This is a genomic window from Halanaerobium sehlinense, from assembly GCF_055379485.1.
Genome location: NZ_AP042442.1, coordinates 239,695 through 260,051 on the forward strand (window position 1 = coordinate 239,695; position 20,357 = coordinate 260,051).

A 20,357-nucleotide genomic window follows, 5' to 3' on the forward strand; every position below is an offset into this window, starting at 1 on the left:
ATATCAGGAGGGTATAATCCTATGGTAAAAAAAAGGCAGGGAAAAGAGCCTACTTTTAGACAGTCTATTTTTGCTTTGCTCTTAGTTATTTCAGTTATTTTAGTTAGTATAAATACTGCGTTAGTTTTAGAAACAGCCATGGTTTTAGGTGCTATAACAGCAGCTTTATTTGCAACATATTTAGGTTACAATTGGGATGAAATTCAGGATGGCATGATTAGTGGTATTAATAACAGTCTTGGAGTTTTAATGATACTAATTATGATAGGTATGGTAGTCGGAAGTTGGATACTTGGAGGAACCATTCAGACGATGGTTTATTATGGTTTAAAATTATTATCACCAGGTATTTTTCTGCCAAGTGCATTTTTATTAAGTACTATTACTTCATTACTAATTGGTAGTTCATTTGGTACAATTGCAACAATGGGTATTGTTATGATGGGAGTAGCAGAGGGCCTTGGAGTTCCAGCGACTATTACAGCAGGTGCGGTTGTTTCTGGATCAATCTTTGGAGATAAATTATCACCAATGTCTGATTCAACTAACTTTGCTGCTGCGATGAGTGATACTGGTTTATTTGATCATATTGGTTCAATGATGTATGTCTCAATTCCAACAGCTTTTACCAGTTTAGCTTTATATGCTTTTATTGGAAGAGGATTTGCAGAAGGAGCATCAAATATTGGAACTGTAGATACTATTTTAAATACTCTTCAGAGTAATTATAATATATCTTTACTCACATTAATCCCACCAATAATAGTTATAGTTTTATCTTTAATGAAAACTCCAGCAGTTAAAACTCTGACAGCAAGCTTTTTAACAGCAAGCGTTTTTGCAGTTTTAACTCAGGGTGCTGGTATGACTGAATTAATTAATGTAGTTGCAAATGGTTATGATGCTAATACTGGAGTTGAGCTGATTGATGGATTATTAACTCAGGGTGGAATAAACAGTATGATGAGTACTGTTGCTATAATCATGGCTGCTACAGCAATGGGTGGTATATTAGAAAAAACTGGAGTTTTAAAGGTCATCTTAAATTCTCTAATGAAATATATTAGAACTCCAAGAAATTTAATTTTAGCAACATTAGCTTCAGCATATTTAATGCTTTTAGCCACTGGTGAAATGATGGTTTCTATGCTTTTGCCTGGAAAAACTTTATCACCAGCTTACAAAAAAATGAATATTAAGACTAATGTCCTGTCTAGAACACTAGAATCTGCTGCAACTTTAGGCTGTGCGGTTTTACCATGGGGAGTTGTTTCAGTTTACATACAGAATGTTTTAGATATTAGTCTGGGATATATTCCATATACTTTTACTCCTTTTATTTCTCCATTAATATCTGTTATTTATGCATTTTTAGGTGTAGCAATATTTAAACTAAATGAAAATGAAGAAATTAAAGAAAATGTTGATTTTGGTAAAGCAAAATCTATGTAAAAATTATATAGGTAATAATTAAGAAGGCTCTTATGCAGGAGCCTTTTTGATTATTTTAAATAGATTTAGCTTGTCTGAAACTTTGAAATTGGATATACTATAATATAGAGGATTTTATAGGTTAAAGATTAAAATCTTTTATTAGTAGATATTAGTATAATAATACTGTATCATTAATTTGGGGAAATTATTCAAGAATATAATAAAATAAAGTCGAGGAGTGAGTAGTGTGGAGAATAAAGTTTTAAATGAATACAAAGTTTTGACAAAATTTATAGCAGAGGTATTGGGGGAACATTGTGAAGTAGTACTTCATGATGTTAATGATTTTGAGAATTCTATTGTAGCAATTGAAAATGGTCATATAAGTGGAAGAGAGGTTGGAGATTCTTTAACAGATTTAGCTTTAAATATTTTGAAAGATGAAGAAAAACTTGAAAAAGATTATCTGGCAAATTATACTGGGAAAACTTATGATGGAAAAGAACTCAGATCTTCTACTTATTTTATTAGAGATGACCAGGGTAAGGTTACTGCTATGTTATGTATAAATATTGATTTAAGCAGATATATTGAAGCTAGAGATTTATTAAATGTAATGATTGGTAAAAGAGATAATATAGAAGAAAAAGAACCTAAGAAAAATTTTGCTGAAAATTTTACTTCTTCCATTGAAGAATTAATTGATTCAATGATTGAGAATTCTATTGGGAGTTCTTCTATACCACCAAGCAGAATGACAGCAGATGAGAAAAAAGATATAACTAAAAAATTAGATAAAAAAGGTGTTTTCTTATTAAAAAATTCTGTCTCAAAAGTTGCTAAAAAACTACATGCATCTGAAGCAACAATTTATAGATATTTAAATGACTAAAAAATAGTTATAAGTAAGAGGATAGAAGCAGAACTGTAAAATCAAGCTGCAGCCTGTTTTTATCCTCTTTAATTATTTACAAACGATTTATGATTTCTCCAACATCTTCAAATACATAGTTAAAATATTTTTTATTATCCTCTAAATCTTTTAGATCCTCTCTTTTAGTTTCACCACTTAAGACTAAAATACCAGTGATGCCTGCCTCATGAGCCATTCTCATATCAGTATATAAACGATCTCCAACCATTGCCAGCTCTGATTTTTCAAGCCTAAATCTCTTTAAGATGAATTCCACAGTTAGTTTTGATGGCTTACCAATTACCAAAGGTCTTTTGCCTGTTGAGGCTGCTAATAATTCAATCATTGACCCTGTATCAGGTTGTGTTTTACCGCCACGTAATGGGCAGACCAAGTCAGGATGTGTGGCTATATAATTTACACCAGACAATATTAGCTCATGGGCATCCCATAGTTTTTTATAATTTAATGTTTTATCAAACCCTAAAACTACATAGTCAACCTTCTCTGGCTGTTCCCGAATATTTTTTTTCTTGTTTATAATCTGATGTCCAAATCTCTCCATTTCTTTTTTTAAAGAATTTGTTCCTAAAAGATAAATTCTTTTCCCCTGCTTTTTTCCTATAGAGGCCAGATAAGCAGCTGTAGTTTCTCCAGAATTAATAATTTTTTCTGGAGGGAGGTCAATATTCATTTTTGAAAGTTTTTGCTGATAATCATTTCTGTTTTTTGAAGAATTATTAGTTAATAATATATAATCACGATTTGTTTCTTTTAGTTTAGCTAAAAAATCGAGAGTTTTTGGTAGAATTTTATTTTCTAAATAAATAGTGCCATCCATATCTAATATAAAAAATTTAATTTCTTTTAAGTCACCCATCAGCTTCTCCTTTCAAGCAGTAAAATCATTTTTGAATTTTTATAATTACTATAATAAGAGAGCCCGGGCATAACTGCTCAGGCTCTCTTATTTAAAAATCTGACTTATATTTCGAGAGTGTCAAATCTAATTTCCAAATAGCTCTGTATAATCCTGCAGAACACTATCTGCCTGATCATCGGCTTTATCTAAAGCGTCTTCAGCAGAGGATACACCTGTAAACGCTTCTTCTACAGCTGTGTCAACAATATCTCTGATTTCTACAAAGTTACCAAGCAGCACACCATTAGCTGCAGGTGATTGAACACCGCTCAATATTTGTAGGAAAGCTGTTAGATAATTTGGATTATCACTGAACCAGCGATTATCCATTAGAGTTTTAACAGCAGCGTTTGTGGAAGGGAAATAACCAGTATCTTTATGCCATTGAATTGTAACATCTGTTCTGCTTAAATATTTAAAGAATTCAACAACAGCCGCATATTCTTCGTCACTGTGCCCCTGCATTACCCAGAGGGAGGCTCCACCAATTACAGAGTTACCGATTCCATAACCTTCAAAGCGAGGTAAGAAAGTAGTTCCAACTTCAAAATCAGCAGATTCCATAATAGAACTTAGAGAAGAAGTTGACTGGATTAACATTGCAACTTCACCAGCCAGGAAATCCTGGTTTGCAGAATATTCACGGCCTCCATAAGCAATAACATCTTTTTCAACCAGGTCAGTCCAGCTTTCTAAGACCATTTTAGCAAATCTCTTATCAAGATATACTTCACTAGCTCTTCCTTCTCGTCCGTTAACATTGTTTGCATAAGGAACATTGTGATAAGCATGCATTTGTTCTAAGATCCAGGCAGGCCAGCCAAAAGATAGGCCATGACTAGCTGCTCCACTTTCAATTATTTTCATACCCATTTCTTCTACATCTGCCCATGTATCAGGAGCTTCCATAATACCTGCTTCTTCAAAAGCATCTTTGTTATAATATAGCATTGCAGTTGAAGAGTTAAAAGGCATAGAATAAAGATTTCCATCAACACTATAATAATTTAGAATTGGCTGAATTACACTGCCAAAGTCAATTTCACCTTCTGCAATTTCATAAACAGGAACAATAGCTTCACTATCTAACATTGTTTGAGTACCAACTTCATAAACCTGGATTATGTGAGGTGGATTTCCTGAACGTACAGCTGAAATCCCCTGAGTTAATGTTTCAGCATAACTACCTGTAAATTGAGCTGTAACGTTAATATCAGGATGTTCTTCATTAAATCCATCAACAATTCTTTCAACTGCAGCCGTACGCCCACCACTCATAGCATGCCAAAACTCTATTTCTATTGTCTGAGCTGAAACCGTTGCTGCACTAAAAGCAAAGAGAGTGACTAAAGTTAAAATAATAATAGTTTTTCTAAGCATAAATTCTCTTCATTTATTTCAATAAATGAAGATTACACCTCCTTTTTGTGATGAAAAATGAATCAGTGACATAAACTTAAAATTCGATCAAGTTTAGATTTTTGAACTCACCTCCAGTTATAAAATTAATTGATTGAGTTCACTTTTCTCTATCCCTCCTCTGATAGATAACAACTACTTTAAGTGATATATTATTTATCCTGCTGCATTGCAAAGCCTTCGACCAGACTTTTCTGCAGAGTTAAATAAACTAAGAGCGGTGGAATAACACCAATTATTAGTGCTGCCATAATAACATTCCATTCCGGTTGAGCATCGGAAGGGATTAACATTTTTAAGCCAATTTGTACTACTCGCACACTGGCACTATTGGTTGTTACAAGGGGCCACAGGTACTGGTTCCAGACCCAAATAAATTCGATAGTAAAAAGTGCAACTATATTACTTTTAGAAAGAGGAATCAAGATTGACCAGAGAAATCTCATTGGAGTAATTCCATCCATTAAACTTGCTTCAAGTAATGATTCGGGTATTGTCATATAAAATTGTTTGAATAGGAGAACTCCGGTAGCACTGGCGAAAAAAGGAATGGTCAGTGCATAATAAGTATCAAGCCAACCTAAATTATCCATTAATTGATAGGTTGGTACTATTCTAATTGGTAATGGCAGCATGTGTGTAATTAAGATCATAACAAACAGAATATTTTTTCCTGGAAAATCCCCAAAATAAACAAAAGCAAAAGCTGCCGAAATTGAAAGAATGATTTTTCCAACTGCGGTAACAACGGAGATAAAAGCACTGTTAAAGAGGAGTCTACCCATATTAGACCGCTGCCAGGCCTCACGGTAATTATTAATTATGTTATCACCGAACTGTAATTTTGGTGGAGAAGTATATACCTCATTAACATTTAAGGTGCTGACCATAAATGCATAAATTATTGGAAATGAAACTAAAAATACAGAAATTATTAAGAAAAGATGAATGAAGAATGTAGTAGATTTTTTGCGTTTCATCCTGAATTCGCCCCTTTACTGATAGAATACTTTTTCACCGGCATATTTAAACTGAATAATTGTTATAATTGCTACAAAAACAAAAAGTATGATTGACTGAGCAGATGCATAACCTGTTCTCATACTTAAAAATGCATCTCTAAATAGTTTATAGGTAACTATATCTGTGGCTCGAGCCGGACCCCCTTGTGTTAAGACATCAACAACACCAAAGGTTAAAAAGAAAACCTGCAGAGTATTCATAATTAATAAAAAGAAGGTTATTGGTGAAATTAAGGGAAAGGTAATCCGCCAGAATTTAGTAAAAGGACTGGCACCGTCAATATCTGCTGCTTCTAATAAAGTCGGTGAAACATTCTGTAGAGCAGCAATGAAAAAGATGAAATTATAACCAAGCATTCTCCAGCTGGAGGCAATAATAATTAAAATAAAAGCTGCTGTACCATTATTAATCCAGTTAAAATCTAAAGTAGTTAACAATTTTATATAATAAGACATAATTCCTACATTTGGATGCATTAAAACTCCCCAGATAATACCTGCAAAAGCAAAGGAAAAGGCAAAGGGCCAGATTAATAAACTTTTATAAATTTTTGCCCCTCTAATTTTCTTGTTAGTAACTACTGCAAGAATTAGAGCAGAGGCAATAGAAATAAAAACTGTAATTGCTGTGAACAAAAGTGAGCGGGTTAGACTGTTCCAGTAAGCAGGTGAAGTTAAGAGTCTATGAAAATTTTCTATTCCAACAAAAATCTGTCTGTTGCCAAAAGGAGTGGAACGAAAGAAACTTAGATAAAGTGACTGAGCTGAGGGATAAATTAAAAAGGTTGTAACGATAATAATAGATGGAGCAATTAAAAGATAAGCCAAATATCTGTATTTTTTAGCGAACTTACTGTTCAATCTGATTACCCCCTGTTTTTTTAATATTTTGAATTCTTTTATTAAACTACAATGTATCTACACCAATATATTTCTCTATTAGTTGGAAAAGACCTGCTAAAAAAATTATAAAACTTTAAAAATCTTTAACAATAAGTTAACGTTAAATTAGTATAATTAAGCTTTACACTTGATACTATAATATCAAGGAAAGCAGAAAACAATTGAACTAATATTAAGAATTGACAAACAATTCAATAAAATATATAATTATGGTAAGCAGAGAATCAAATTTTGTAATTTTTACTGATCTTTTACATCTTAACTTATTTGGTCTAGAAAGTGTAGTTGAGGTCGTTAGTTAAAATTAAAAATTTTTGACTAAAAATTAAAAAAGGAGTGAGTTAATTAATGAAAAAGTTAAGTTTTTTGATGGTGATTGCTTTTGCATTTTTCCTTACACTCTCTGCAGCAGCTCAGGAACCAGTTACAATTGAATTTTGGCATGCAATGGGTGGCTATAATGGTGAGATTGTAAACACCATAGTTGAGAGGTTTAATGAAAGCCATGATGACATTCAGGTTGAAGCTCAAAACACAGGTAGTTATAATGATACTTTAACTAAAACTCAGGCAGCAGTCCAGAGTGGATCAGCACCTCATATTGTTCAGATTTATGAGATCGGAACTCAGGTTATGCTTGATAGTGGAATTATTATCCCTGTAGAAGAATTAGGAAGAGAAGTTGCCCAGGATAACAGTTTTGATTGGGGTAAATTTTTAATTCCAGTTTCTAATTACTATAACGTAAATGGCCAGCTTAATTCTATGCCATTTAATTCATCAACACCTATTCTATATTATAATAAGGATGCTTTTGAAGAAGCAGGACTTGATCCAAATGATCCACCGCAAACTTTTGCAGAATTGAAAGAATATGCTCGCAAACTGACAATTCGCAATGAAGATGGGGATGTAGAACGTTATGGATTCACCTTAGGTATAGTTGGTTGGTTTGTTGAACAGATGACAGCTAATCAGGATGCTTTACTTGTTAATAATAACAATGGACGTAATGGAAGGGCTACTGAATCTTATTTAGATCAGGAGCCAGTTGTAAGATTTATTGAACTATGGCAGGAAATGGTTGATGAAGGTATCATGTTAAATCCTGGCCGCGGCTGGGACGGAGCCAAGCAGGCTTTTCTATCCGGGAGAGCAGCAATGATGATTGAATCAACTGCACAGGTTACTAACTTTACTAATAATGCAGAAAATGATGGTTATGAATTAGGAACAGCTTTTCTTCCTCGACCTGAGGGTGTAGATCGCGGTGGAGTTGTAATTGGAGGGGCTAGTCTCTGGGCAGTAAGAGATCATCCAGAAGAAGAACTTAAAGCAGCCTGGGAATTCTTAAGTTTTCTTTCTGAAATGGAGCAGCAGGTATACTGGTTTGAAAATACCGGTTACTTCCCTGTAACAAAGGCAGCTGTAGAGCACGAAATGAATGGTCAGTTCTTTGCTCAGAATCCAAATCATTTAACTGCTTTCCTTCAGTTATTATTAAGTAAGAGATCTGCTTCAACTCAGGGTGCATTAATCGGTACCTTCCCTGAAGTTAGACAGATTGTTGAAGAAGCAGTAGAAAAGACTCTGCAGGGAGATATGACTCCTCAGGAAGCAATGGACGAAGCAGCTTCTAGAGTAGATAGATCATTAGAACAGTACAATTCACTTTATGAATAAACGTTTTAAAAATTTAATAGCTTTAAAGTGATTACTTACCCCTTCCTCATCTAATGGGGAGGGGGATTTCCATTAGCAATCAGTAATCTTCAGCTTAATATATATACCAGGGGAGGTAGAAATAATTGAAAGAACAAGATTATGATTCACATTTTTCAGTACCTTATTTGCTGATCTTACCCTCAATGATTATTTTAACACTTTTTTTATACTGGCCGACAATCCAATCGGTCATTTTAAGTTTATACCGCACTGCTCCTTTTGGAGCCCGCAGGATTTTTTCTGGTGCTGATAACTATATCAATTTATTTACTGATCCAGTTTACAGGGCAAGTTTAGTTCGGTCTGCTGTCTTTGTTTTGATTACAATTTTTGGTGGGCTTGCAGTTTCGCTTATCCTGTCTGTGCTGGTAAATCAAAAACTGAAGGGGATTAAAATTTATCGGACTATATTCTTTATACCTTATGCTATTTCTCCTACAGTTGCCGGTTCCCTCTGGGTATTTCTTTTAAACCCGGTGGCAGGCCATATTAATTATTTTTTAGATCTTTTGTTTAATGTTCAGGTGCCCTGGCTGACCAATGGTTTTTTTGCCTTTATAGCTATTATTATTGCGACTATCTGGAAAAACATGGGCTTTAATATTATCTTTTTTCTGGCCGGACTGCAATCGATTCCAGACAGCGTTTATGAGTCGGCTAAGATTGATGGGGCCAATGCATTTCAGATTTTTAGAAAGATAACAGTTCCTTTACTTTCTCCAACTACATTTTATTTGATTATCATGAACATAATTTTTACCATTTTCCAGTCTTTTGGAATTGTAGATATTATGACTCAGGGTGGCCCGGCAGATGCTACCAATATTGTGATTTATAAATTATATCGCGATATGTTTGTTAATTTCAGGCCGGGACTGGCAGCAGCTCAATCTGTTATTTTATTAATCTTAGTTCTAATTGTGACCTTTTTCCACTTTAAATTTGGAAGCAGAGGAGTACACTATCAGTAAAAGATTATTTGAGCAGCAGCTAGAATCTAAATTGGAGAAATATAATAAAGGAGTTGCTTTAAGATGCGCAAATCGAGAAAAGATTTATTAAATAAAATTTTGACTCATCTACTTTTAATAGTAATTAGTTTTGTAGTTCTGATGCCAATTTTACTAGCTATCAGTGTTAGTTTTCAGCCTAGAAATCAAATATTTTCTTATCCACCATCACTGATTCCAAATCGATTTTATTTTGGCAACTATATCAATGCCTGGAATTTAGTTAATATGGACCGCCTGCTATTAAACAGTCTGCTGGCATCAGCAATAGTAATGATAGGTAAACTTGCCCTTGGAGTTTTAAGTGGATATGCTTTTTCTCATTTTGAATTTAAATACAAAAAGACACTGTTTTTTGCAATTTTATTTACTCTGATGCTGCCGATGCAGGTGAGAGTGGTTCCCCTATTTGAGTTTGTCAGCAATTTGGGTCTGGCCAATACTTATTCAGGACTGGTTTTACCATTTCTGGCAAGTGCCACTACAACTTTTTTGATGAGGCAGCATTTTTTAACAATCCCGACTTCATTAATGGAATCAGCCCAGCTTGACGGCTGTGGTCCTTTTAGATTTTTATTTCAAATCTTAATTCCGCTTTCTGGACCAACTCTGGCCGGTCTGGCAACAGTTAACTTTTTAGTGATGTGGAATGCCTACCTCTGGCCTTTAATAATTTTAAATTCTGATGAAATGAAGGTTGCTCAGCAGGGTGTTAAAATGTTATTTACCAGTGCTTCCGAGAGGGATTGGGGCCTGATTATGGCAGGAACAATTATGGTTGTGATTCCAACTTTGATTGTGTTCCTTTTAGCTCAAAAATTCTTTGTTAAAGGGATTGCAACTCAAGGATTGAAAGAATAGAAATATATTTTTAAGATAACTTTAGAAATAATCGATGATATAATTTGCAGCTACCTCTGAAAAGTTGTATTATATAAGTGAATCCAATAAAGTTAATTTAAGCAAAAAAAGATAGAAGGAAGTGAATATAATGCAAACAAAAATTATTGGTCATCGTGGTGGAGCTGCTGGGTATCCTGAAAATACTTTAATCGCTTTCAGAAAAGCAGTAGAATTGGGAGCAGATGGAGTAGAATTTGATGTGCAGTTAACAAAAGATGGTGAAGTTGTAGTTATTCATGATGAATTTATTGATCGGACAATGAATGGCAGTGGTTTGGTTAAAGACCACACATTAAAAGAATTAAAAGAAATGAATGCAGGTGAATTTTTTAGTGCTGATTTCAAAAGCGAAAAGATACCAACTCTAAAAGAGGTGCTGGAAATAGTAAAAGGTTTAGAGATTATCAATATTGAACTGAAAAATTATCTTAACTATCCCAAATTAGAAGAGAAAGTATTAAAGGTTGTGGATAAATTTAATATTAGAGATAAGGTTATTATTTCTTCCTTTAATCACTACAGTCTTGAAGATATAAAAAAATTACAGCCTGCAGTTAAAACAGGTGCCATATTAATGTCAAAAATGATTAATCCTTCTGATTATGCTTTTAAGCGTGGGTTTAATAGTTTACATATGCATTTTTTAACTTTTGACAAACAAATAATAGAAAAATCACATTTTATGGGTATCAAAACCTGTGCTTATACTGTAAATTATCCTTCAGCGGCAGCTGATTTAATAAAAAAGGGAATAGATATGATTATCACAGATGATATTGAAATGGTTAAAAAAGTTCGCGAAGAAAATGATATTATTTAGATAATAACTGAACCAAATAATAAAGTTTGAATTTTTTGACTATAAATAGTATAATTAAAAAGTAGACAAAAAGATTTATAGTAATTAAATATTGAATAATTAATCCTAAAATTTCCAGTCGGTTTTTTTGTCATTTGATCTTGTCAAAAAAATATAAGAGGTGATCAAAATGTTAAGAAAGCTCCATTCTCTTAAATCGTTTGAGGTTCACGGACGCGATGCGAAATTAGGGAAAGTCGAAGATTTTTACTTTGATCAACGACAGTTTGTGGTTCGTTATTTGGTTCTTGATACTGGAAGCTGGTTAAACCAGGAAGAAACTTTAATTTCAACCCATGCAATTGACACCATTGATTATGATGACAAAAAAATAATGGTTGATTTAACAAAAGACCAGCTTGAAGATTCTCCCAGCATTAAAAAGAATGAGCCAATTTCAAAAGTAAAAGAGCAAGAAGTTATTGATTATTTCGGTTGGCCTGATTACTGGACAAAGTCTCATTCAAGTGACAGTGAGCTGATTCATGCTGGTATAAGTGAGCGCAAAAAGCTGCTTGATTTTAAAGTTATTGAAAAAGAAAGAGAAGCTCGAGAAAAAGCAGAGATAGCTCAAACAAATTTAAGAAGTGTGGAAGAAATAAGAGGCTATAAAATTCATGCTAAAGATGAAAATTTTGGCCATATAGAAGATTTCTTTGTTGAAGAAGAAGACAGCTGGATAATAAGATATATTCTAGTTGATACTGGAAGAAAGATTAAGGGTAAGAAATCTGTTTTAATTGCCCCTGATTGGATCCACAGCATCAGCTGGGAGAATAAAGAAATTTTTGTTGACAAAGATAAAGAGGAAATTGCAGCAGCACCAAAATATGAAGAAGAAAAATCAAAGAACACAATTTCCAAAAGTTATGAAGAGATACTCTATGACCATTATGATGAAGATAAATATTGGTAAAACAGATATAATTATTAAAAGAGTCCTTAGCGGGACTCTTTTTTCTTACCTATTAAGAAGGATTATGAAAATTTTAAAATTAAGTACTTTAAATTAGTAATGATTATTGCTATAATTAAATAGCAGTACTAAACATATATTCACTTGACTAAAAATGTCTTAAATTTTACTGATATTATTCTAATTTAAGATTATAATTAATTTAACTATATAAAAATGATTAACAGTATTCTTAATTATAGGTGTTTTTAAAATTGGAGGGGATAGTTAGTGAAAGAAGGAAAATTTAAATTAAAGGCCCCTTTTGATCCAAAAGGTGATCAGCCAGAAGCAATAGAGAATTTAGCTGCAGGAATCAAAAAAGGATACCGACATCAAACCCTGCTTGGTGCTACTGGTACTGGTAAAACATTTACAATGGCTAAACTGGTAGAAGAGGTAAATAAACCAACGCTGGTTATTGCTCATAATAAGACTCTGGCAGCTCAGCTGACAAGTGAGTTTAAAGAATTTTTTCCTGATAATGCAGTTGAATATTTTGTCAGTTATTATGATTATTATCAGCCTGAAGCATATGTTCCTCAGACTGATACCTATATAGAAAAAGATGCATCGGTAAATGACGAAATCGAAAAGCTCAGGCTTTCTGCTACAACATCACTTTTTGAAAGAAGAGATGTGCTGATTGTGGCCAGTGTTTCTTGTATCTATGGTCTTGGTTCTCCTGATGATTATTTAAATTTGTCTCTAGATCTTAAAGTTGGCAAAATTATGGATCGTAAAGAGATTACAAAGAGTTTGACCTTTATGCAGTACAGCCGCAACGATATGGATACTTCCCGCGGTCATTTTCGAGTTAAAGGAGATGTAGTGGATATTTTTCCTGCTTATCGCGATATTGCAATTAGAGTTGAACTTTTTGGAGATGAAATCGATAGAATTACTAGAATTAATACAGTAACTGGTGAGGTAGAGGCTGAAATAAATGAGATGACTATTTATCCTGCCAGCCATTTTGTTACTCCAGAGGATAAAGTTGAACGAGCGATTAAAACTATTTCTGCTGAACTGGAAGAACGTTTAAAAGAATTAAGAGCAGAAAACCGACTGGTTGAGGCTCAAAGATTGGAACAGCGTACTCGATATGATCTGGAAATGCTGGAACAAATGGGTTTCTGTTCTGGAATCGAGAACTATGCCCGTCATCTTGCAGGTCGAGAACCAGGGTCCAGACCGATGGCCCTTTTAGATTACTTTCCTGATGATTTTATGGTGATTATAGATGAGTCACATATGACAGTACCTCAAATTGGAGGAATGTTTGCTGGTGATCGTTCGCGTAAAGAAAAGTTGGTTGAATATGGATTTAGACTTCCTTCTGCTCTTGATAATAGACCGCTTAATTTTGAAGAATTTGAGCAGGTTGTGCCCCAGGCAGTTTACGTTTCAGCAACACCGGGTCCTTATGAGAAAAAAAACAGCCAGCAGATAGTTGAACAGATAATTCGACCTACAGGACTTGTTGATCCGGAAATAGATGTCAGACCGACAAAAGGTCAGATCGATGATCTTCTGGAAGAGATTCGACAGGTTGTGGGAGCTGGTGAGAGAGTACTGGTCACAACGCTTACCAAGAAGATGTCGGAAGATTTGACTGAATATCTGGCAGAGGCAGGAATTAATGTCCGTTATCTTCATTCCGATATTGATACAATTGAACGTTCAGAGATTATTCGTGATCTGCGATTAGGAGAATTTGATGTTCTGGTAGGTATTAACCTTCTTAGAGAGGGTCTTGATTTACCGGAGGTTTCTCGGGTTGCAATTTTAGATGCTGATAAAGAAGGATTTCTTCGTTCACAACGGGCTTTAATTCAGACTATTGGTCGTGCTGCTCGGAATATTGGCGGGAAGGTAATCATGTATGCTGATAAAATAACTGATTCAATGAAATTTGCTATTGATGAGACAGAAAGAAGAAGAGAAATTCAGATTCAGCATAATAAAGATAATAATATTATTCCTGAGACAATTATTAAACCTGTTCGTGATGTTGTGAAACCGGTAGATATGGTAGTTTCAGAAGATAAGAGTCGTTATTATGATAAAAGTCAGGAAAATAAAGATCCTGATGATAATAGTCAAAATTATGACGACATGACAAGCAAAGAAATACAGCATTTAATTATAGATTTAGAAGCTGAAATGGAAGATGCAGCTAGAGATTTAGAATTTGAAGTAGCTGCCCAGATCAGAGATGAGATTGAAGAACTGGAAACAAAATTAGAAAATATGTAGAAAAAAATAAGAGTATTTGTAATACTTCAATATAGATTACAGGTCTTATAAGAATATATTATAATTAATGATATCGAATACAAATAAAGAGGTGTAGAATTTAAAATGGGATTAGAACGTTTGATAGTAAAGGGTGCTGAAGAGCATAACCTTAAAAAAGTTGATATAGATGTACCAAGAGATAATCTAATAGTTATTACGGGTTTGAGTGGTTCGGGTAAATCTTCGCTGGCTTTTGATACAATTTATGCAGAGGGGCAGAGGCGCTATGTGGAGTCACTTTCTGCTTATGCCCGTCAGTTTTTAGGTCAAATGGAAAAGCCAAAAGTGGAATATATTGAAGGTCTTTCTCCTGCAATTTCTATTGATCAGAAAACAACCAGCCGTAATCCGCGCTCAACTGTGGGTACAGTAACTGAAATTCATGATTATTTGCGTCTGCTTTATGCCAGAGTTGGCATTCCTCACTGTCCAATTTGTGGTAAAGAAATTAAATCTCAGACAGTTGATGAAATTGTTGATCAGGTGCTTGAACTGCCTGAGAGAACTAAGATTCAGATACTGGCCCCGGTTGTTAGAGGCAGAAAAGGTGAGCATGAGCGGGTATTTGTAGAAGCACAGCGGGATGGATTTGTGAGAGTAAAGGTTGATGGAGAAACGATTCTCTTAGAAGATGCTGAAAAACTTGATAAAAATTTTAAGCATGATATAGAAATTATTGTTGATCGTCTGGTGATTAAAGATGGTATTAGAGAGCGTTTAGCTGATTCTGTGGAGACTGCTCTGGAATATGCTGAAGGCTTAATTATGATTGATGAAATAGATGGAGAAACCACAACTTACAGTGAAAATTTTGCCTGTCCAGAACACAATATTAGTTTAGAGGAGATGTCTCCTCGGATGTTTTCATTTAATTCTCCTTATGGTGCCTGTGAAAATTGTGATGGCCTTGGTGTTAAAAAAGAGTTTGATCCAGATTTAATTTTAGACAGGGAAAAATCGATAGCAGATGGTGGGATAATTCCCTGGGCCAGATCATCCAGTCGTTATTATCCAGCTCTTTTAGAAGCGATGGCTGATGAATATGATTTTAGTTTAGAAACAAAAATAGAAAATTTAGATGATGATATTGTAGAAAAATTAATCTATGGTGATAATAAAAAAATAACTTTTCCTTATACTAATCGTTATGGGAGAACTAGAGATCACACTACTAGGTTTAAAGGAATTACTGGGTATTTAAAAGAAAGAATGGAAAAATCTGACAGCACAAGTGCTCACCGAAAATTAGAAAGATATATGAACGAGATTCCATGTCATGTCTGTCATGGTCAGCGTCTAAAACCAGAAGTGCTTGCTGTTACAGTTGGCGGAATTTCCATAGCTGAATTTAGTTCATACACAATCAAAGAGGCCCATGATTTTTTAGAGGGGGTAGAACTTGATGACAGGCGGGCTAAAATTGGTAAAGAAATTCTAAAAGAAGTCAGAGAACGATTAAGATTTTTGCTCGATGTAGGTCTTGATTATTTAAACCTTGAGCGTTCTGCTGGTACACTTTCTGGTGGTGAAGCTCAGCGGATAAGGCTGGCAACCCAAATAGGTTCTGGCTTGATGGGAGTCTTATATATTTTAGACGAACCAAGTATTGGTCTGCATCAGCGAGATAATAATCGATTGATTAGTACTCTGGAGCATATTAGAGATTTAGGAAATACTGTGATTGTAGTTGAACATGATGAGGAAACAATTAGGGCAGCAGATTATATTATTGATATGGGTCCTGGAGCGGGTAAGCATGGAGGAGAGATAGTTGCTGAAGGATCATTAAAAGATATATTAGCAGAAGAGCGTTCTCTGACCGGCCAATATCTATCCGGAAAAAAGAAAATTGAGGTACCCGCAGATCGATATCAGCCTGGAGATAAATGGCTAAAAATAAAAGGAGCCAGACAGCATAATCTTAAATCTATTGATGTAGAATTTCCACTGGGAACCTTTACCTGTGTTACTGGTGTTTCTGGATCAGGAAAAAGTACTTTAATAAATAATACTCTCAAGCGCAGGATGATGCGGGAATTATATGACTCAACTTTACATCCGGGAGACCATGACGAAATAGAAGGAATGGAGCAGATTGATAAGGTTATAGATATCGATCAGTCTCCGATTGGGAGAACTCCTCGTTCTAATGCAGTGACCTATACGAAGGTTTTTAATTATATTCGTGATGTTTTTGCCAGTACTCCTGAAGCCAAGCAGCGTGGATATGAAATTGGCCGCTTCAGTTTCAATGTTAAAGGAGGCCGCTGTGAAGCCTGTAAAGGTCAGGGAATAGAAGAAATAGAAATGCATTTTTTACCGGATGTTTATGTCCCCTGTGAAGTATGTGATGGTAAACGATATAACCGTGAAACACTAGAGATTAAATATAAGGGCAAGACAATAGCAGATGTGCTGGATATGACTGTAGAAGAAGCCGTAGAATTCTTTGAAAATATTGAACCAATCCGCCGCCGACTGCAGACTCTTTATGATGTTGGGTTGGGCTATATTAGACTTGGTCAGCCAGCAACTACCTTTTCTGGTGGTGAAGCCCAGAGAATAAAGATTGCTAAAGAGCTGGGGAAGATGAGCACAGGTAAAACTTTATATTTATTAGATGAACCGACTACAGGCCTTCATTTTGCTGATATTAAAAAACTTTTAGAAGTACTGCATCGATTACGTGAGGATGGAAACACTGTAATTGTGATTGAGCATAACCTGGATGTAATTAAATCAGCAGATTATTTAATTGATCTTGGCCCTGAGGGAGGAGAAAAAGGAGGAGAACTAGTTGCTTGTGGTACTCCGGAAGAAGTAGCTAAAAAAGAAAATTCTTATACAGCTAAATTTTTAAAAGAAGTTCTTTAGAGTACCGGGTACCATTTAATGGAGGTGCTAAATTTGGATAATATCAAAAGCTTATTAAATTCTAAGATATTGCTGATTATCACAGGCTTAGTTTTGCTGTTTATTGCTCTGTCCGTTGATCTGGAAGTTGTACAGCCGCTGTTATTGCTATTTGTTATTTTTTCTGCTGTTAAATTTGACAGGAAAGCAGTCCTTTATTCTACAGCTTTTTCAATTGCTGTTTTGGCAGTTCAAGATATTTATAATTTAAATATTAATCTCTTAGAATTTATAATTGAGGCATTAATTTTAATCATTGCAGCTTTTTATATTATCCAAAGCACCAGTAAAATCAGGAAATTAAACTTTAAGCTAAGAGAAAGAGTTAAAGAACTGACAGGATTATTTAGAATTTCAGAGGTAGCAGAGGAATATGGATTAGATATTTCTCAGACCATCAATAAAATTGTAAAAGAAATTCCTTTTTCCTATCAATATCCTGATGATTGTGAAGCACGAATAACTTATCAAAAAGTTGAGTATAAAACTGATGATTTTAAAGAAAGTCGCTGGATGCAGCGGGAAGATTTGAAAATTGATGATCAGATTGTTGGCAGCATTGAAGTATCCTATCTCTCAGAACACTCTATAAAATATAAAAACACTGTTTTCTTAAAAGAAGAATTTGATTTATTAAAATCTATTGCAGCTAAAGTTTCAATTATTTTAAAAAACTTAGAACAGGAGCAAGAAATTAAGGAACAGCAGCAGTTTCTGTCAATAACTTTAAATTCAATTGGTGATGGTCTAATAGTTACTGATAAAAAGGGAAGAATCCAAAAATTAAATACAGTTGCTGAAAATTTAACCGGCTGGAGTATTAAAGAAGCCAAAGATAAGGATATAGAAGAAGTTTTTAAAATTTTTAATGCCCAGACAGGAGAGAAGGTAGAAAACCCTGTTGGAAAAGTTTTAAGAGAAGGAAAAATAATGGGCTTAGCAAACCATACAAAATTAATTTCCAGGGATGGTGCTGAATATCACATTGCTGATAGTGCTGCCCCAATCAAAACTGAATCCGGGCAAATTCAGGGAACAGTAATGGTCTTTAGAGATATCACCAGGCGTAAAAAAGCTGAAGCTGAATTAAAAAAGCTGAATGAAATATACAGAACGTTAAGTATGGTTAATCAACTTATAGTTAGAGAAAAATCACTTAAAAAATTATTGGATGAGGCTGTTCAAATAATAGCTGATTACGGGAAATATAAAAATATTTGGATTGGAAGGATTGATAATAATACAGAAAAAATTAGAGTCTTGTCTTTTTCTGAACCAAATAATAGAAAACTTAAAAATAAAGAAAGTTATAATCTTGATTTGAATAATTCTGTGATTGATTTCAAAAAAGAATTAATGAGTGGTAATAATAAATTAATAGTCAACAATCTTTCTGAAACTGAAGACATCAATTCATTATTAAACAGCAGCTGTGGCTCACATGCTTTCTTTTGCTTGAAGGCTTTTGATAAACCATGGGGAGTTTTATCTTTCTGCTCAGCTGAAGAAAATAATTTTGACCAAATAGAAGTAAAACTTTTGGATGAATTAACTGGAGATATTTCTTTGGGTATTGAAAAGATAATTAATGAAAAACGCCGTAAAGATTCAGAAAAAAGGTTGAAAAAAAGTGAGCAAAAATTCAGGAGATTATTTGAAAATTCTCCTGTGGGAATTTTTAAAACTACTTCAAAAGGGAAAGTGAAAATGATTAATCCTCATATGGCTGAAATTTTAGGGTTTGATTCAATTTCTGAAACAATAAAAAATTATAATAATTTAAAAAAAGAACTTTATGTTGATTCTGAACGGCGAGATCAGTTTATCAAACTTATGCAGGAAAATGGAGAAGTCAATAACTTTGTCTATCAGGCCTATGATAAGAATAAAAATACCATGTGGCTTGAGATGGATGCCAGAGTCAGTAAAGAATATGAAGATGGAACTTTTGTGATTGATGGATTCTGTTGGGATATAACTGAGCGAAAAAAGAACCAGGAAAAAATCCAATACATCGGATTTCATGATAAGCTGACTAACCTATATAACAGAGCCTTTTTAGAAGAAGAGATTAAAAGAATTGATACAAAAAGACAGCTGCCAATCAGTATTATTATGGGAGATCTTAATAATCTTAAATTAATTAATGATACTTACGGTCATCAAAAAGGTGATAAATTGATTAAAAAAGCAGCAAGGATATTTGAAAAGTCATGTCGAGGGGAAGATATTATTGCCCGCTGGGGTGGAGATGAATTTGTTGTTTTGCTTCCCCAGACATCGCTTAAGGCAAGTGAGGAAATAATAAAAAGAATTGAGCAGGAAACTGCAAAAGAAGAAGGAGAACTTGCTGTTTCTATTGCTCTGGGAAATGCTGCTAAAATAGATATAGAAGAAGATTTGATGATGGTATTGAGCAAGGCAGAAGATAGGATGTATAAAAATAAGATTTCAAGCCGAAAAAGTGCCCGCAGCAGTGTGCTTTCTGCATTTTTGACTTCTCTGAAAGAAAAAAGCTCAGAAACAGAAGAACATGTTTCTAGAATGAGTCAAATAGCTAATGAATTTGCAGAAGAAATAGGTTTATCTAATTCAGAAAAAGATAGGCTGCAGCTGCTGACACAGATGCATGATATAGGTAAAATTGCAGTTCCTGAGGAAATATTAAATAAAAGCAATGGATTGAATGAAAAAGAATGGGAATTGATGAAAAAACACACCGAAACTGGATTTAGAATTACATCCAATATAGAAGACTTTGCACATATTTCTTACGAAATTCTTCATCATCATGAATGCTGGAATGGAAATGGTTATCCTGATGGTCTAGCCGGCAAAAAAATTCCAATGCTTTCTAGAATGCTGTCTATAATTGATGCCTATGATGTAATGATTAGTGGTAGGCCATATCAACCCTCAATGACTGAAAAACAGGCTTTAGAGGAACTGCAGAGATGTGCAGGTACTCAGTTCGACCCCAAATTAGTGGATAAATTTATTAAAATAATTAGTAATAATCTAAATAAAGGTGATTTAATTGAGTGAAATTGAAAATAGAGAACACATAGAGGCTCAACT

At 34.2% G+C, this 20,357-nt stretch carries 14 protein-coding genes; 10 read left to right on the top strand and 4 right to left on the bottom strand.

The window, feature by feature from the left end; translation table 11 throughout:
* Positions 1-21 precede the first annotated feature (21 nt).
* Positions 22-1,452, top strand: coding sequence for a Na+/H+ antiporter NhaC (nhaC, locus tag ACZ446_RS01135; protein ID WP_464393335.1), 1,431 nt, complete (start codon positions 22-24; stop codon positions 1,450-1,452).
* 229 nt (positions 1,453-1,681) lie between these two features.
* The gene (locus tag ACZ446_RS01140; protein WP_464393336.1) at positions 1,682-2,326 is read left to right on the top strand and encodes a helix-turn-helix transcriptional regulator; all 645 of its coding nucleotides are present in this window, start codon (positions 1,682-1,684) and stop codon (positions 2,324-2,326) included.
* A gap of 76 nt (positions 2,327-2,402) precedes the next feature.
* Here the strand turns inward: ACZ446_RS01140 and ACZ446_RS01145 are convergent, their stop codons facing one another.
* The 4 genes from ACZ446_RS01145 to ACZ446_RS01160 form a co-directional block, all read right to left on the bottom strand.
* Positions 2,403-3,227 (bottom strand): HAD-IIA family hydrolase, encoded by an 825-nt coding sequence (locus ACZ446_RS01145; protein ID WP_464393337.1) that lies wholly within the window; start codon positions 3,225-3,227, stop codon positions 2,403-2,405.
* A gap of 126 nt (positions 3,228-3,353) precedes the next feature.
* The gene (locus ACZ446_RS01150; RefSeq protein ID WP_464393338.1) at positions 3,354-4,649 is read right to left on the bottom strand and encodes an ABC transporter substrate-binding protein; all 1,296 of its coding nucleotides are present in this window, start codon (positions 4,647-4,649) and stop codon (positions 3,354-3,356) included.
* 191 nt (positions 4,650-4,840) lie between these two features.
* A complete protein-coding gene (locus ACZ446_RS01155) occupies positions 4,841-5,668 on the bottom strand; it encodes a carbohydrate ABC transporter permease (protein ID WP_464393339.1) in 828 nt (275 codons plus the stop codon).
* Positions 5,669-5,683: 15 nt separating this feature from the next.
* Positions 5,684-6,571 carry a carbohydrate ABC transporter permease gene (locus ACZ446_RS01160; protein ID WP_464393340.1) on the bottom strand — a complete coding sequence of 296 codons (888 nt, stop codon included), beginning with the start codon at positions 6,569-6,571 and terminating at the stop codon, positions 5,684-5,686.
* A gap of 390 nt (positions 6,572-6,961) precedes the next feature.
* Here ACZ446_RS01160 and ACZ446_RS01165 point away from each other — a divergent pair, with 390 nt between their 5' ends.
* The 8 genes from ACZ446_RS01165 to ACZ446_RS01200 all read left to right on the top strand — a co-directional run bounded on the left by ACZ446_RS01165 (position 6,962) and on the right by ACZ446_RS01200 (position 20,324).
* Complete coding sequence (locus ACZ446_RS01165) at positions 6,962-8,296, top strand: ABC transporter substrate-binding protein (protein ID WP_464393341.1); 1,335 nt, start codon at positions 6,962-6,964, stop codon at positions 8,294-8,296.
* A 125-nt stretch (positions 8,297-8,421) separates the two neighbouring features.
* Positions 8,422-9,309 (top strand): carbohydrate ABC transporter permease, encoded by an 888-nt coding sequence (locus ACZ446_RS01170; RefSeq protein ID WP_464393342.1) that lies wholly within the window; start codon positions 8,422-8,424, stop codon positions 9,307-9,309.
* A 63-nt stretch (positions 9,310-9,372) separates the two neighbouring features.
* Entirely contained in the window at positions 9,373-10,209 is an 837-nt protein-coding gene (locus ACZ446_RS01175) for a carbohydrate ABC transporter permease (RefSeq protein ID WP_464393343.1), read from the top strand.
* A gap of 130 nt (positions 10,210-10,339) precedes the next feature.
* Positions 10,340-11,071 carry a glycerophosphodiester phosphodiesterase gene (locus ACZ446_RS01180; protein WP_464393344.1) on the top strand — a complete coding sequence of 244 codons (732 nt, stop codon included), beginning with the start codon at positions 10,340-10,342 and terminating at the stop codon, positions 11,069-11,071.
* Between the two features lie 169 nt (positions 11,072-11,240).
* Positions 11,241-12,026, top strand: a complete 786-nt coding sequence (locus ACZ446_RS01185; RefSeq protein ID WP_464393345.1) for a PRC-barrel domain-containing protein — start codon at positions 11,241-11,243, stop codon at positions 12,024-12,026.
* 270 nt (positions 12,027-12,296) lie between these two features.
* A complete protein-coding gene (gene uvrB, locus ACZ446_RS01190) occupies positions 12,297-14,324 on the top strand; it encodes an excinuclease ABC subunit UvrB (protein ID WP_464393346.1) in 2,028 nt (675 codons plus the stop codon).
* A gap of 105 nt (positions 14,325-14,429) precedes the next feature.
* Positions 14,430-17,240 carry an excinuclease ABC subunit UvrA gene (gene uvrA, locus ACZ446_RS01195; RefSeq protein ID WP_464393347.1) on the top strand — a complete coding sequence of 937 codons (2,811 nt, stop codon included), beginning with the start codon at positions 14,430-14,432 and terminating at the stop codon, positions 17,238-17,240.
* 33 nt (positions 17,241-17,273) lie between these two features.
* A complete protein-coding gene (locus tag ACZ446_RS01200) occupies positions 17,274-20,324 on the top strand; it encodes a diguanylate cyclase (RefSeq protein ID WP_464393348.1) in 3,051 nt (1,016 codons plus the stop codon).
* The last annotated feature ends 33 nt before the right edge of the window (positions 20,325-20,357 follow it).